The sequence below is a fragment of the Desulfosceptrum tomskiensis genome, from assembly GCF_049818055.1.
GTDB lineage: Bacteria > Bacillota > Desulfotomaculia > Desulfotomaculales > JASEER01 > JBFLVT01.
The window spans coordinates 245,331-259,338 of sequence record NZ_CP187479.1; the positions used below are offsets into that span (position 1 = coordinate 245,331).

A 14,008-nucleotide genomic window follows, 5' to 3' on the forward strand; every position below is an offset into this window, starting at 1 on the left:
CCTAGACTGCGGGAGCCCGGTCCGGGGCTCCTTTTTACGGCCGTCAAACGGGTGGTCTTTGTTGGTGTCGTTGCGTTATAATAATGAAGGTATGCCGCAATAAACATTCTTGTCATACAGGTGGATGATGAAACGCAAGACGTTACTGCTGGTACTGTCGCTCATACTGGCCGTTTCTTTAAACTCCCCGGCTTATGCCGCTTCTGAACCCCAGATCAATAGCGAGGCCGCTCTCCTGGTCGACATCCAGACAAACCAGATACTGTATGCCAAGAACCCCGATAAGCCCATGTATCCAGCCAGCACCACCAAGATTCTAACGGCCTTGATCGTCCTTGAAAAGGCCGATCTGTCCAAGGTGGTAACAGTCAGCAAGCGGGCAAGTGAGACTGACGGCTCCGCGGTCTGGCTGAAAGAAGGCGAAAGGATAACCGTTGAGGATCTCCTCTATGCCCTCCTGATCAATTCGGCCAACGACGCGGCGGTGGCCCTGGCCGAGGAAGTCAGTGGCTCGGTTGAGGAGTTTGTCAAGCTGATGAATGCCAAGGCGGCGTCCCTCGGGGCCACGCATTCGCACTTTACAACGCCGCACGGCCTGCCGGACGAGGATCACTTCACGACGGCGCGCGATCTGGCTGTGATCGCCCAGGCCGCCCTCAAGAACCCCCGTTTCCGGGAGATCGTCGCCACCCGCACCCACACCATCACCAGGGAAGACCCGGAAGCCTTGAAGCTGCTTATCAATACCAACAAGCTTCTCTGGCGCTACGATGGGTGTGAGGGCGTAAAAACAGGCTACACCTCGGAAGCAAAACAGTGCCTGGTAGCTTTGGCCCGGCGCGACGGGCGCGAAGTGCTCAGCGTGGTGCTGAAAAGCGAGGGGCAGGAACTCTGGGCGGATTCCACCAGACTCTTGGACTACGGCTTCACGGCTTTTAAGAGCGCCGAAATCGTGCAGCCGGACAGGGTGATCGCGGGCGTCCCCGTCGCACGCGGGGCTGAAAAACTGCAGCTCGAGACCGCAACGTCCTTCAGCTACGTCGTTCCGGTTGACGGTGGCCTGCCGCCGATCCAGTGGAAAATAGAGGTAAACGGCGGTTTGGAAGCCCCCATCGCTGAAGGCGAAAAGGTCGGGAAACTGGCCCTCTACCTGGGGGAAAGGCAGATCGGCGAGGTTGACCTGGTGGCGGCCGCCGACGTTCCCCGCCAGCGCTCGCTCTGGCTCTTGTGGCTGCTGCTGGGCATCGGCACGCCTCTTCTGGCGTTTGAAGGCCTCAGGCGAGTCGCGCGGCGGCGCAGGTGGCAGTCCCGCAGGTTGCGATTCAGCGGGCGGCGTCCCCAGCTCGATTGACGGGTACCTGTTCAATAGTCAGCGCCCCATTCCCATTCCCCGTGCTCAAGGCTCAGCGCTCAAATGCCCAATGCCAAAAAAGCAGGGATGATCCATGGCCGGCACGAATTAGCAGGAAATGCTCTTGCCGAAGGATGATGACTCGCGTGTCTGAAAACCTGCTCCGCTTCATACGCGCCTACGGCCATGAAATGATGAACCACCTCGCCGTCATCTCCGGCTACGTGCAGCTCAATAAGCCGGAGTGCATCCCCGCATACATCCGTCAAGTATCGGCACAGATTAAGACCATTAACGCGGCGGCCAAAATCGCCAACCCCGAAGCGGCGGCAGCCATTCTGGGTTTTTACCAGCATTGCCTGCGCTACCGCGTACCTTTCGTACTGGACATCCGTACCAATTTTGCCGCCTGCATGGTCCAAGAAGAAACCCTGGCGTCCGCGCTCGAAGAGGTTTTCAATCTTGCCGGCGGGCTGGTTGTTCCGCTGGAAGGCACGTCCCGAACGGTTAAAATAGTGGTTGACGCTGCAGACGGCGCCTACCTGCTCCAACTGGAGATTCCCAATACCGGCTCGGAACACCCTCTGACGGGGGAATGGTTCCGGTCGGCCGGCGACCGGATGCAGCTATGCGGCGGGCGGGTTGATTTCAGGATTGCTGAAGACCATGCGCTGTTGTCTGTCAGCCTGCCGCGACAGGAGGAGTAACGTTGTTTTACGACTATGCCAAGATAAAGGTGGAGGCGGGGGCGGGGGGTAACGGGTGCGTCGCCTTCCGCCGCGAAAAGTACGTCCCCCACGGCGGGCCGGCGGGTGGCGACGGGGGACGGGGAGGCCACGTCGTCTTCCAGGCTGACGAGGGCCTCAACACCCTGATCGATTTCCGCTATAAGAAACACTTCAAGGCCGAACGGGGTCGGCACGGCCAGGGGAGACGCATGACCGGCCGAAACGGGGACGACCTGGTGATAAAGGTCCCCGTGGGCACGATCATTCGCCGGGCCCAGGACGGCCGTCCTATCGCCGACCTTGCCGCCCACGGCCAACGGGTGGTTGTCGCCCGCGGGGGGCGAGGCGGACGGGGGAACGTCCACTTCGCGACCAGCGTGCGCCAGGCGCCGGCTTTTGCGGAAAAGGGCGAGCCCGGCGAGGAACTGTGGGTCGAGCTGGAGCTGAAGCTGCTGGCTGACATCGCCCTGGTCGGCTTCCCCAACGCCGGCAAGTCCACCATCATCTCCAAGGTTTCGGCGGCGCGGCCCAAGATCGCCGACTATCCCTTTACGACCCTGGAACCGCACCTGGGTGTGGTAAGACTGGGCGAGGGATGCAGTTTCGTACTTGCCGACATCCCTGGCCTGATTGAAGGCGCCCACGCCGGGGCGGGGCTGGGCCATCGCTTCCTGCGGCACATCGAGCGCACGAGGCTTTTGATCCACGTGCTGGACACGGCGGGCACCGAAGGCCGGGACCCGCTGGACGACTTTAACGTGATCAACCGTGAGATGGCCCGCTACGACGAGCGCCTGGCTTCCAGGCCGCAGATTGTCGCCGCCAATAAAATGGACATCCCCGGAGCGGAGGAGAACCTGCTGCGCCTCCGGGACGCCCTGGGAGACTGCTACGAGATCTTCCCCGTTTCGGCGGCCACGGGTGAAGGCTTGCGCGAGCTGATACTCCGGGCCGGAACACTTCTCGAAACGATTCCCCGCCCGCAGGTCGTGGAGATCGCGGAGGACGACGCTGATGAGGCCGAGGACGACTTCCTCGAGGTCTTGCGCGAGGACGGGGTTTTCCGGGTCAAAAGCCGGGAACTGGAGCGCCGGGTGGCCATGACCGACCTCGACAACGAAGAAGCCGTTTACCGCCTGCAGGACGTCATGCGGCGGATGGGCGTAGAAGACGCCCTGCGGGAGCGCGGAGTGCGTCCGGGAGACACCGTGCGCATCGGCGACTTCGAGTTCGAATACCAGGAAAACCCTACCACGTAGAGGCTGCTTGTGCTATGCTCAATAATAATTGACGCGTATAAGGTGGAAAAAGTGGAAGCAAGGAGCGATTTCGCCGGTTCACGGCGCATCGTCGTCAAAGTTGGCTCCAGTACGCTGGCTTATCCGAACGGCAAACTCAACCTGGCTTGCATGGAGAACCTGGTTCGCCAGATGGCCGACCTGAAAAATCAGGGCAGAGAGATCATCCTTGTCACCTCGGGGGCCATCAGCGCCGGGATCGGCAAGCTGGGCCTGGAACGGCGCCCCAAGGCGATTCCGGCGAAGCAGGCCTGCGCGGCGGTCGGCCAGGGTATCCTGATGCACATGTACGAAAAGTTTTTCGCTGAGTACGGGGTGACCGTCGGCCAGGTTTTGCTGGCCAGGGAGGACTTCGCCGACCGCAAGAGATTCAACAATGCCCGCAACGCCCTCAATGCCCTCCTTTCTTATGGGGTGGTGCCCGTGATCAACGAAAACGACACCGTGGCCGTCGACGAGATCAAGGTCGGCGACAACGATCTGCTTTCGGCCCTCGTGGCGGGGTTGATCAACGCCGACTTGCTGATCCTGCTTTCGGACATCGACGGGCTGTACACCGCTGACCCGCGCGAAGACCTCCGGGCTGAGTTCATCCCCTCGGTGAGCGAAATCACCCCCGAGATTGAAGCTCTGGCCGGGAAGGCGGGGACGCCGTTCGGCACCGGGGGCATGGTGACCAAGCTCCACGCCGCCAAAGTGGCCACCCAGTCCGGGACGGTGATGGTCATAGCCCGGGGCGCCGAACAAAATGTCATCCGCCGGATCGTCGCCGGCGAGGAGACCGGTACCGTCTTCTGGGCGTCACAGCACAGGCTCGAAGCGAAAAAGCGGTGGATCGCCTTCGGCGCCGCTGCCAAGGGCCGGATTCACGTTGATGAGGGAGCGGCCCGCGCGCTGCTGGAACGCGGCAAGAGCCTGCTTCCCTCCGGGGTGGTCAGGGTCGAGGGCGATTTCCGCCCCGGGCAAACCGTCAGCGTCATAAACCCCGAAGGGAACGAGATCGCCCGCGGAATCGTCAATTTTTCGGCTGAAGAGGTGGCCAGAATCATGGGGGCCAAGACTGCCGAAATCAGGGCGATGCTTGGCCGGGAGCGCTCCCACGAAGTTATTCACCGCAACAATATGGCCGTCGCCCAAAACGGCACTAGCATTAAGCATTAGGCTAATCTGATTGAGGTGTTAAGGGAATGGACAGACTATGGGCTCCATGGCGTTCGAAATACGTAACCAGCGCTATCGAACCGGATCCGGAGTGCATCTTTTGCCAAAAGTTTAAAGACAGCCGTGATCAGGAAAATTACGTGCTTGCCAGGACCGAACGCTGTTTTGTGCTGCTCAACCTGTACCCTTACAATAACGGGCACCTCCTGATCGCCCCTCAGCGCCACGTGGGAGAGATGGACGATTTGAGCGGCGAGGAACTGCAGGAGCTTTTCGAGGTCACGCGCTGGATGGCGCGGCTCTTACGCCGGGCGATGAAGCCCGACGGTTTCAACATCGGCATCAACGTGGGCCGGGTGGCCGGTGCGGGAATCCCCGGCCACTTCCACATCCACATCGTGCCGCGCTGGAACGGGGACGTTAACTTTATGCCGGTGTTCGGGGACGTCAAGGTCATCTCCGAATCGTTGGACGACAGCTATCGCAAACTAAAGGAAGCCATGCGGCAAGAACGGGAGGAGAACGCGAATGAGTGAAGAGATCAGACGTGCTCTGGAAGAAAAGGCCGCCCGCTGCCGGAGCGCGGCCAGGCGCCTGGCCTACCTGCCCGCGAGCGGCAAGGATAAAGCCCTTGGAGCGATGGCCGACGCCCTGTCGGCCGGAAGCAGGGAAATCCTGGCGGCCAACCGGCTCGATATGGAGGCGGGCAGAGAAAAAGGCCTGTCCAAGGCGTTGCTCGATCGCCTTCTGCTCAATGAAGCCCGTATCGCCGATATGGCGGAAGGGCTGCGGGTGGTGGCCGGCCTGCCCGATCCCGTCAGCGAGATTCCGGGCACGCCAGAGGCCCCATGGGCTTGAAGGAGCTGACCACGATCAAATACGTCTGCTTCGGCAGCGGGCAGGTCCGGACGTAACAACACCGGCGGCGGGTGTGAGGTTTTAGGTGTTGGTTGCCTTGCTTTTTCGCGGGACTGACTATATAATGTAATGAATCTCCACAGGAGTAATTTGGCAAGACGCACCGGCTTTAAGAAACGATGCGCACGTTGGGGTAATCCCCGTGGAGGAGGAGATTGGTGAGGAGAATCGGGGTAATGGGCGGGACTTTTGATCCCGTGCATTACGGCCATTTGGTTGCCGCAGAGGGTGCCCGCTACGAGTTGGAGTTGGAAAAGGTGTTCTTCGTTCCGTCCGGCAGACCGCCCCACAAACCCTGCTCGGCGATAACCGAACCCGCGCACCGGCTGTCCATGACGGCTTTGGCTTGCGCCTCCAATCCTTTCTTTACAGTCCTGGATCTTGAAATTAAGCGCCCCGGGCTGTCGTATACCTATGACACGATCACCGACCTCCAACGCGAGCTCAAGCCGGAACAGATCTTTTTTATTACCGGAGCGGATGCCATTCAGGAGATACTGACCTGGCACAGGGTGCAGGAACTTTTGCAGATGTGTTTTTTCGTCGCCGTCAGGCGGCCGGGCTACAACCTCGCCAGCTTAAATGAGAAACTGAGCAAACTGCCCGAGCATCTGATGCGCAGGATTATCCCGTTTGCAACGCCGGAACTGGCCATTTCTTCGTCCGATATCCGCAGTCGCGTTCGCGAGGGCCGGCCGATCAAGTACCTTTTGCCTGAAACCGTCGAGGCTTACATTATGACCCATGGGCTTTATCGTTAGGCTTGCATCACCGCCGGCGATATTGCAAATAATAGAATAAACTGCGAAAGAGGTGACTTGGGTAGTGCGCACCCTGTATGTAGGCAATTTGCCCTGGACCACGAAACCTGAAGACCTGGAGGCGATTTTCCGGCCGTACGGAGAGGTTGTATCCGCCCGTATCATAACCGACCGTCAGACCGGTCGTTCCCGCGGCTTCGGCTTCGTGGAAGTCAAGGACGAGGATGCCGAAGCTATGGTCTCGGCTGTCAACGGCACTGAGGTCGGCGGACGGATTATTACCGTCAACGAAGCGAGGGCCAGAGAAGAAGGCCGCAATTATTAGGTGACATGCCGCTCCCGGAGGAACCGGAGGGAGTGTTGTTATTGGATCCCCGAACGCTGGCAGAGACCTGTGTCAAGGCCGCGCAGGACACACGCGGCTATGACATAACCGTCCTTGATATTGGCAGGCTGACGATAATCAGCGACTACTTCGTCATCGTCAGCGGGCGTTCCACGACGCATGTCAGGGCTGTTGCCGATCGTATCCAGGAAACCCTCAAGGAACAGGGTGTTTCTGCGTTGCGTCGGGAAGGCTACCGGGAAGGACGCTGGGTTTTGCTCGATTACGGCAGCGTGATCGTCCATGTTTTTGTCGAAGAGGAAAGAGTGTTTTACAACTTGGAGCGCTTGTGGGGAGACGCGCCGGTCGTCAGCCTGCAGGCAGGCTTGCAGACTTAGGAAATAGGACTTAGGACTTAGGACGAGATACGGGTTCGAATCGTTTTCCTGCTGATATGGCTTGAGGTTTACGGCTTGTTGCTATGATGATTCTTTCAAATCCACCTTTACGAATCCTTTGGCGTTCCTACGTCCTAAGTCTTACATCTAATGTCCGAACCGGTTGTTGACTTTGCAGGTGCCGTATCGTATAATTGGAAAGTGTGATGGGGCTGTAGCGCAGTGGGAGCGCGCTACCTTGGCATGGTAGAGGTCGCGGGTTCGATCCCCGCCAGCTCCACCAAACTTAAATTCTGGTAAAGGGCCTCTAGCCTTTTAAGGTTGGGGGCTTTATAATTATTTGGAAACGTTTTCGAAAGAAAACGTTTCCAAAATCTTTATTTCTTATAGCCTATACGTACGACTGATTCAATTGGAGTGAGTGTTTTGGACGATCGTTACCGTTTTGCGGAGATTGAGGAGAAATGGCGTCGGCGCTGGGAAAGCGGAGATCCTTACTCCATCCCGGACTTTTCCGACAACCCCAAGTTTTACTGCCTTGAAATGTTCCCCTACCCATCCGGCAAACTCCATATGGGGCACGTGCGCAACTACGCCATCGGCGACGTGGTTGCCCGGTTCAAGAGGATGCGCGGTTACGATGTCCTACACCCTATGGGCTGGGACGCTTTCGGACTGCCGGCCGAGAACGCGGCCATCAAGCACGGCATACCTCCGGAAAAGTGGACCTGGGATAACATCAGCGAGATGCGCCGCCAGTTGAAGCAAATGGCGGTAAGTTATGACTGGCAGCGGGAAATCGCCACCTGCCACCCCGGCTATTACCGGTGGACACAGTGGTTCTTTTTGGAGTTTTACAAGCGGGGCCTGGCCTATAAGAAAAAGGCGCCCGTTAACTGGTGCCCGGCCTGCGCCACTGTTCTGGCCAACGAGCAGGTGGTCCACGGCCGTTGTGAACGCTGCGGAACCGACGTCGAACGGCGCGAACTCAGCCAGTGGTTTTTAAAGATCACCGATTACGCGGAGAGGCTTTTGCGCGATCTGCAAAAGCTTCAGGGATGGCCGGACAAGGTCCGGATCATGCAGGAGAATTGGATCGGCAGAAGCGAGGGCGCCGAGATCGCTTTTGACGTGGTGGGTTTCGATGAAAAGATCACCGTCTTTACGACCCGCCCGGACACCCTGTTCGGGGTAACCTACATGGTGCTCGCGCCGGAACATCCTCTTGTGGATAAACTCACGGCTCCCGAACGCCGCGCCGAGGTCGAGGAGTTTGTCAGGCGGGCGCGCAACCTCAGCGAGCTCGACCGGACCTCCGGGGAGGCCGAGAAACAAGGCATCCCGATCGGCGCGTCCTGCGTCAATCCCTTGACCGGTGAAGCCGTGCCCATCTGGACGGCCAATTACGTCCTGCTGGAGTACGGCACCGGTTGCGTGATGGGCGTTCCGGCCCACGACCAGCGGGACTTCGAGTTTGCCAGGAAATACGATCTGCCGATCAGAGTCGTCATCCAGCCGGAGGGCGCCGCGATCAATGTCCGGGACATGACCGCGGCCTACGACGGTAACGGTGTGCTCGTCAACTCCGGGCCGTTCAACGGCCTGCCCAACAAGCAGGCCATTCCCGAGATCACCAGACACCTCGAAAAAATGGGCCTGGGCAAGAGGACGATCAATTACCGCCTGCGTGACTGGCTGATTTCGCGGCAGCGCTACTGGGGCTGCCCCATCCCCATCGTCTATTGCAAAGGGTGCGGCACCGTTCCGGTTCCCGAGGAGCAACTGCCGGTGATCCTGCCTTCCGACGTGGCCTTTAAGCCGTCCGGGCAGTCGCCGCTGGTCGACGCGGAGGACTTCGTCAACACATCCTGCCCCGCATGCGGCGGACCAGCCAGGCGGGAAACCGACACGATGGACACTTTTATCGATTCGTCCTGGTATTACTTCCGCTATGTCAGCCCGCGGGACGAGGAACGGCCCTTCAACATCGATGCCGTCGGGCGCTGGTGTCCGGTGGATCAGTACATCGGCGGGGTGGAACATGCCATTCTGCACCTGCTGTACTCGCGCTTTTTCACCAAAGTGCTCTTTGATATGAACCTGGTCAACTTTGAGGAGCCATTCGCCAACCTTCTGACCCAGGGCATGGTGCTCAAGGACGGCGCCAAGATGTCGAAGTCCAAGGGCAACGTCGTTAGCCCCGAGGACATTATCGCACAGTACGGGGCTGACACGGTCCGGCTCTTTATCCTTTTTGCCGCGCCGCCCGAACGCGACCTGGAGTGGTCCGACCAGGGCGTGGAGGGCTGTTACCGTTTCCTGCAGCGCGTGTGGCGCCTGGTAAACTCTCTGGGTGACGAGATTCGCACCGCCCCCGCCCAGCCCGCCGGCTACCTGGTGGGGGTTAACAGAGGCCTGCGCCGCTTGACCCACTACACCATCAAGAAAGTCACGGAGGACATCGACGAGAGGTTCAACTTCAACACAGCCATCAGCGCTATCATGGAAATGGTCAACGGCCTTTATCAGTACCGGGACCGTGTCCCCGCAGTCGACCGCGACCCGGCGGTCCTGCGCGAGGCCGTCGAGCATCTCCTGCTGCTGCTTGCGCCCTTTGCGCCTTTCATCGTTGAGGAGCTTTGGGAGCGCTGCGGCTGCCAGGGGAGCGTCCACCGGCAGCCGTGGCCGCAGTACGATCCGGAAATGCTTGTTGAAGACAGCGTCACTATGGTCGTCCAGATTAACGGCAAAGTCCGCGACCGCGTCCTGGTGCCGGCCGACATCAGTCTTTCCGAACTCGAAGCGCTGATCCTTTCCCAGCCCCGGATCCAGGCTTTGCTGGAAGGGAAGAGGATCTTAAAGATCATCCCGGTGCCGGGGAAACTGATCAATATCGTGGTGAAGTAAGACGTGAGGCATAAGACATAAAATTTAAGAAATTAAGAACAAGAAACAGACCTCTTGGAATCTGATAAGGAGCCGTAACGGTTCCTTTGTTGTTTTCCAGGATCCTAATCCGCAGCCGTTAGGTTAAAAATAGCCGATATAACGAGTATTGTCTCCCCATTTCTTGTATAAGGCTGTTGATGGTCTTAAATAATCTCGGACAGGTGATTGACACGAAGTAACCCAGCAGGTAAATTAAAACTAAAAGATTGTGCTAAAAATCACAATCACAAAGCGGTAAGGTGATAATGTGAAGCGAATACTGGTTGCTGTGGATGGTTCACAGAGTTCATATGATGCTTTGCGCTTGGCCGTGAAGGATGTTGCGGAATGCGGTAACGCCACGCTGGAGGTGCTGATTGTTTCTCTCCCGGTTCTTCAGGCTCAGCATCTTGACTCTGAGGGTGAGAGTGTCGGACTCGAACTACCCAACGTTAAGAAAGAAATCCGGGAAACCTTTGGTCAGTACGGCCTCAAAGCAAAGATCCGAGATATTTACGGTCTGGATCCCGGGGAACTGATTTGCCTGGTTGCTTCCCAGGAAGGTTTTGATGAGCTTGTCATTGGCAAACAGGGACGTTCTGCAGAAAGAGTGGGCGGGAGCTATCTGGGAAGCGTTGCGTACCGGATTCTCCATCTTAGTCCGTGTCCTGTAATTGTTGTTTAAAACGGAAGGGGGTAGCACGATTGATGCAGCCGGAAATTAGATATTGTTTTTATGGAGAAATGGGTGTGGGTGATAAAAATTACAAGGAGGACATTCTCCTTACGAAAAACGGTGTAAAGCCCTGGAAGCGAGAAACGGAACACCGTGTAAGCCTTAAAGACGTGGGGTGGATCCTCGCCGAGAAGCCGGAAGTTGTAGTGTTCGGAACGGGCTTTGCCGGTTGCTTGTTTGTTCCTGACAAGCTTAAGTCTTATATGCGGGAACAGGGCATCGATTCAGTGATTATGCCTACCGGTCAGGCCTGGGAGTTTTACAACAAACAATTGGGACACAGAAAAATAGCGGCCTGCATGCATCTTCTATGCTAGTGAAAGTACCCAATATCACAAGTTAGGGATGGTGAGGAGTGTGCCTAAGGTACTCGTGGGTCTGGATGGTTCCGAATATTCGTTACGTGCCGCAAGATATGCTGCCAAGATGGCGAGTGAAACCCCCGGTGCTGAAATTACGGCAGTTGTGGTTGTCCGGCCGCTCCCGGAAAGCCTGTATAGAGACCCCGCCTGCCAAACAGCTACCGGCGGCGGCTATGAGGTTTCCCGCGTTACGCGCATGGCCAAAGACCTTATGTCTCAGGCAGGCGTAGACGCTGTTTTTGAAAGCGTAGCAGGTGGAGACCCGGGTTTAACTCTCTGCCGGTATGCCCTAACTGAAGGGTTTGATCATATAGTTGTCGGCAAGCGAGGGCGTTCATCACAACAAAACGGCAATCTTTCTCTTGGAAGCGTAGCCTACAAAGTCTTACATATGAGTCCCTGTAACGTTACTGTCGTATGTTAACCAGGCGTCAGTATGCAAAATACTGATAAGACATATGGCAATGAGCATTAAGTTCTAGAGTATTTGATTCACATCCGATGTCTCAATGCCAGTGCTTAATGCCAATGGGGGGTTAGCCGTGAAACAGAAACGAATAAACGATACCTTAAATTTACATGCCCTGTATACCGAGGATAAGATAATCAACCTTGCGGATGCCGCTGCTTTAAGCGCCGAAGTCCCGGCTCGTGATGTCCTGGCCGACGCGATAGCATTGACTCGCGCTGCAAGGGGTTTATTAATGATTGCCGCCGAAGGGGCCGCTTTGAGCGTCGACCTGGCCAGGCTGGGGCAGCCTGGGATGACCGGCCTCGCGGGCCATGCGAACCCCGCCGGCGTTGAAGCGGTGACAAAGGCCGCAGGACGATTGTTCCAAAGGTGCCGCCAGGTGCGCAGTGTTTTTCCCGAAGTAACCCTGCGCATTAACGAGCTTCTCAAGGTAGCCAGCAATGCAGGCGAGCTGGAGACCTTTGCCGATACGGTTTACAGGCTGAGCAAGTACCGGCTTCTGGCGGTGATTCACGACCTGACCCTCAAGACCGTACGGCTGGCCGAAACGATACAGCAGACCTGCGTCAGCCTGCAGTCGGTTCGACAGGACGGCGGGGAGTTGGAGAGATTTACAGAATCGGCGCAAACGCTGGGACGCATCGCCTCCCGCCTGGAGCGGGCGATTAGGCTGGAAAGTGTTTAGCTTTTCATGCTATCATAGGGATTGACTTGACTATCTAAGTGACATCCGCTGGGGGGGGCCGTCGTTGAGCGTCTTTTTCTGGGAGCCGACTCCCAGGCAGCTACAGATTATGGGCTTTTTGGCCGTAATGGGACCTTGTGATGAAGGAGACGTTGCCCTTGCCTTTCCTGTAATGCCCGAGGAGCTTTCCCGCGTTCCCGATTCCTTTATGGATACCCCCGGCGATTACATCGCCAGGGTTGAGCTTGAGACCTTAAGACAGGCCGGCATGGTTTTCCACGACGGGGTCCTGTGGGGCTTGAGTCCCCGGGGGCAGAAACTCTGGCTTATGAAAGGGCAAGCCCCTAGAGGCTGACCGCCTAACCCCCGGTGTTGGTATATTCCGAACATTGACAGGGCTTTGCGGTTTGGGTAAAATATAATGTGCGTGCACATTGAATGCCCGCCCATTATGCTGGCGTGGCTCAGCAGGTAGAGCAGCGCACTCGTAATGCGCAGGTCGCCGGTTCGAATCCGGCCGCCAGCTCCATTGAAAAATAAGGCCTCCGGGATCAGCTCCCGGAGGCTTTTTGCCGTCATTAACCGTCCATCGGTCACATTCTCCAGCGGCTTCAGCCTTGCTAAAAAGGCGTTTGGCAAAGATCTGCCGATCTGCTATCACCGTATGCGCCTGATCTGGCCGCGGATTTCGCCGTCAGGGTTTTGAGCAAAGATGGAGTTTCGGGCATTTTGATGTTCTTGACTGGGAAGGGGAGGACGAAATCCAGGGCGAAATCTGCATCTGGAGCAGAACTGTTGACCGGCGAAGGGGTGGCTTAAGTTGAGGATTCTTGTTATCAACCCTGGTTCCACGTCTACCAAGGTCGCCGTCTATGAGGGCGAAAAATGCGTCTATAAAGAGGTGATCGTCCACCGCACCTGGGACGCAGACGGCAAACAAGGGATCATCAGCCAGTACGAGGAAAGACTGCAGGCCATTACCAAAGTCCTGAACGACCATAATTTCGCCGTGAGCGATTTCGATGCCATCGCTGCGCGAGGAGGACTGCTGGCCCCTCTGACGGGAGGGACCTATATCATTAATGAAGCCATGTACAATGACCTGTATACCTGCAAGTACGGGGAGCACGCGTCGAACCTGGGAGGGATCATGGCTTTTAACCTGGGCAGGAAGTATAACATCCCCGCCTATACCGTCGACCCCGTGTCGATCGACGAGTTTGAGGACCTGGCCCGGTTTTCGGGCATGCCCGAACTCCCGCGGGTAAGCGTGGCGCATAACTTGAACATGCGGGCCGTGGGGCGGAAGGTTGCCGCTTCTCTGGGCGGTAAGTTTTCCGACTTCAACTTTATCATCGTCCATCTCGGCAGCGGCATTTCGGTGGCCCCCTTCCGCCGGGGCAGGATGATCGACGTCAACAATGCTAACAACGAAGGTCCCTTTTCACTGGAGAGGTGCGGCACGCTTCCCTGCGTGTCTCTGATCAAACTTTGCTATTCCGGCGCCTTCACCTTGAATGAGATGCTGGCTAAAGCCACCAGGCGCGGCGGGCTGTTCGCCTATCTGGGGACCAAGGATTTCACGCAGGTTGAACAGATGCTCGCCCGCAACGAGGAGAAGGCGTCAACCGTCGTCAGGGCGATGTGCTATCAGATCGCTAAGGAGATTGGCGCCATGGCTACAGTTTTATACGGGAACGTGGATCGGATCATCCTGACCGGCGGTATTGCCCACTCAGAATATGTTGTGCGTGAAATTACGTCCCGTGTTGCCTTTATCGCTCCTGTCGTAACCGTACCTGGAGAGGAAGAAATGGAAGCGCTGGCCCTGGGCGTCCTCCGCGTACTGCGGGGAGAAGAGCAACCGCTAAGCTATGCTTAAGGC

16 protein-coding genes, 2 tRNA genes and 1 pseudogene are annotated in these 14,008 nt (G+C 57.4%); all 19 read left to right on the forward strand.

Going from position 1 to position 14,008, the window contains the following annotated elements; all coding sequences use genetic code 11:
* Nucleotides 1–124 precede the first annotated feature (124 nt).
* Nucleotides 125–1,351, forward strand: coding sequence for a D-alanyl-D-alanine carboxypeptidase family protein (locus ACPV0M_RS01285; protein WP_425621198.1), 1,227 nt, complete (start codon nucleotides 125–127; stop codon nucleotides 1,349–1,351).
* Between the two features lie 146 nt (nucleotides 1,352–1,497).
* A complete protein-coding gene (locus ACPV0M_RS01290) occupies nucleotides 1,498–2,058 on the forward strand; it encodes a Spo0B domain-containing protein (protein WP_425621199.1) in 561 nt (186 codons plus the stop codon).
* A 2-nt stretch (nucleotides 2,059–2,060) separates the two neighbouring features.
* Nucleotides 2,061–3,338, forward strand: a complete 1,278-nt coding sequence (obgE, locus tag ACPV0M_RS01295) for a GTPase ObgE (RefSeq protein ID WP_425621200.1) — start codon at nucleotides 2,061–2,063, stop codon at nucleotides 3,336–3,338.
* 51 nt (nucleotides 3,339–3,389) lie between these two features.
* Entirely contained in the window at nucleotides 3,390–4,538 is a 1,149-nt protein-coding gene (proB, locus tag ACPV0M_RS01300; RefSeq protein ID WP_425621201.1) for a glutamate 5-kinase, read from the forward strand.
* Between the two features lie 26 nt (nucleotides 4,539–4,564).
* Nucleotides 4,565–5,074: an HIT family protein gene (locus tag ACPV0M_RS01305; protein WP_425621202.1), complete on the forward strand. Its 510-nt coding sequence runs from the start codon at nucleotides 4,565–4,567 to the stop codon at nucleotides 5,072–5,074.
* A complete protein-coding gene (locus ACPV0M_RS01310; RefSeq protein WP_425621203.1) occupies nucleotides 5,067–5,396 on the forward strand; it encodes a hypothetical protein in 330 nt (109 codons plus the stop codon). The genes ACPV0M_RS01305 and ACPV0M_RS01310 overlap by 8 nt, the downstream gene beginning before the upstream one ends.
* A pseudogene (locus ACPV0M_RS01315) lies at nucleotides 5,372–5,452 on the forward strand (glutamate-5-semialdehyde dehydrogenase); the annotation flags it as partial. The gene ACPV0M_RS01310 and the pseudogene ACPV0M_RS01315, both read left to right, overlap by 25 nt.
* Before the next feature lie 162 nt (nucleotides 5,453–5,614).
* Entirely contained in the window at nucleotides 5,615–6,217 is a 603-nt protein-coding gene (gene nadD, locus ACPV0M_RS01320) for a nicotinate-nucleotide adenylyltransferase (RefSeq protein WP_425621204.1), read from the forward strand.
* Between the two features lie 64 nt (nucleotides 6,218–6,281).
* Entirely contained in the window at nucleotides 6,282–6,542 is a 261-nt protein-coding gene (locus ACPV0M_RS01325; protein ID WP_425621205.1) for an RNA recognition motif domain-containing protein, read from the forward strand.
* A gap of 35 nt (nucleotides 6,543–6,577) precedes the next feature.
* On the forward strand, nucleotides 6,578–6,940 hold the full coding sequence (gene rsfS / locus ACPV0M_RS01330; protein WP_425622228.1) for a ribosome silencing factor: 363 nt from the start codon (nucleotides 6,578–6,580) through the stop codon (nucleotides 6,938–6,940).
* A gap of 208 nt (nucleotides 6,941–7,148) precedes the next feature.
* A tRNA-Ala gene (locus ACPV0M_RS01335) sits at nucleotides 7,149–7,223 on the forward strand.
* A 143-nt stretch (nucleotides 7,224–7,366) separates the two neighbouring features.
* Nucleotides 7,367–9,847, forward strand: a complete 2,481-nt coding sequence (gene leuS / locus ACPV0M_RS01340) for a leucine--tRNA ligase (RefSeq protein ID WP_425621206.1) — start codon at nucleotides 7,367–7,369, stop codon at nucleotides 9,845–9,847.
* Between the two features lie 346 nt (nucleotides 9,848–10,193).
* Nucleotides 10,194–10,553, forward strand: coding sequence for a universal stress protein (locus tag ACPV0M_RS01345; protein WP_425621207.1), 360 nt, complete (start codon nucleotides 10,194–10,196; stop codon nucleotides 10,551–10,553).
* A gap of 23 nt (nucleotides 10,554–10,576) precedes the next feature.
* Nucleotides 10,577–10,921 (forward strand): MTH938/NDUFAF3 family protein, encoded by a 345-nt coding sequence (locus ACPV0M_RS01350; RefSeq protein WP_425622229.1) that lies wholly within the window; start codon nucleotides 10,577–10,579, stop codon nucleotides 10,919–10,921.
* A 28-nt stretch (nucleotides 10,922–10,949) separates the two neighbouring features.
* Complete coding sequence (locus ACPV0M_RS01355) at nucleotides 10,950–11,390, forward strand: universal stress protein (RefSeq protein WP_425621208.1); 441 nt, start codon at nucleotides 10,950–10,952, stop codon at nucleotides 11,388–11,390.
* A gap of 118 nt (nucleotides 11,391–11,508) precedes the next feature.
* On the forward strand, nucleotides 11,509–12,123 hold the full coding sequence (locus ACPV0M_RS01360; protein ID WP_425621209.1) for a hypothetical protein: 615 nt from the start codon (nucleotides 11,509–11,511) through the stop codon (nucleotides 12,121–12,123).
* A gap of 64 nt (nucleotides 12,124–12,187) precedes the next feature.
* Nucleotides 12,188–12,478: a hypothetical protein gene (locus tag ACPV0M_RS01365; RefSeq protein ID WP_425621210.1), complete on the forward strand. Its 291-nt coding sequence runs from the start codon at nucleotides 12,188–12,190 to the stop codon at nucleotides 12,476–12,478.
* Between the two features lie 98 nt (nucleotides 12,479–12,576).
* Nucleotides 12,577–12,652, forward strand: a tRNA-Thr gene (locus tag ACPV0M_RS01370).
* A 291-nt stretch (nucleotides 12,653–12,943) separates the two neighbouring features.
* Complete coding sequence (gene buk, locus ACPV0M_RS01375) at nucleotides 12,944–14,005, forward strand: butyrate kinase (RefSeq protein ID WP_425621211.1); 1,062 nt, start codon at nucleotides 12,944–12,946, stop codon at nucleotides 14,003–14,005.
* The last annotated feature ends 3 nt before the right edge of the window (nucleotides 14,006–14,008 follow it).

Coding starts and splice junctions, on each gene's coding strand:
- ACPV0M_RS01285 (WP_425621198.1), top strand. CDS start 125: ATGATGAAACGCAAGACGTTACTGCTGGTACTGTCGCTCATACTGGCC.
- ACPV0M_RS01310 (WP_425621203.1), top strand. CDS start 5,067: ATGAGTGAAGAGATCAGACGTGCTCTGGAAGAAAAGGCCGCCCGCTGC.
- ACPV0M_RS01305 (WP_425621202.1), top strand. CDS start 4,565: ATGGACAGACTATGGGCTCCATGGCGTTCGAAATACGTAACCAGCGCT.
- ACPV0M_RS01350 (WP_425622229.1), top strand. CDS start 10,577: ATGCAGCCGGAAATTAGATATTGTTTTTATGGAGAAATGGGTGTGGGT.
- ACPV0M_RS01355 (WP_425621208.1), top strand. CDS start 10,950: ATGGTGAGGAGTGTGCCTAAGGTACTCGTGGGTCTGGATGGTTCCGAA.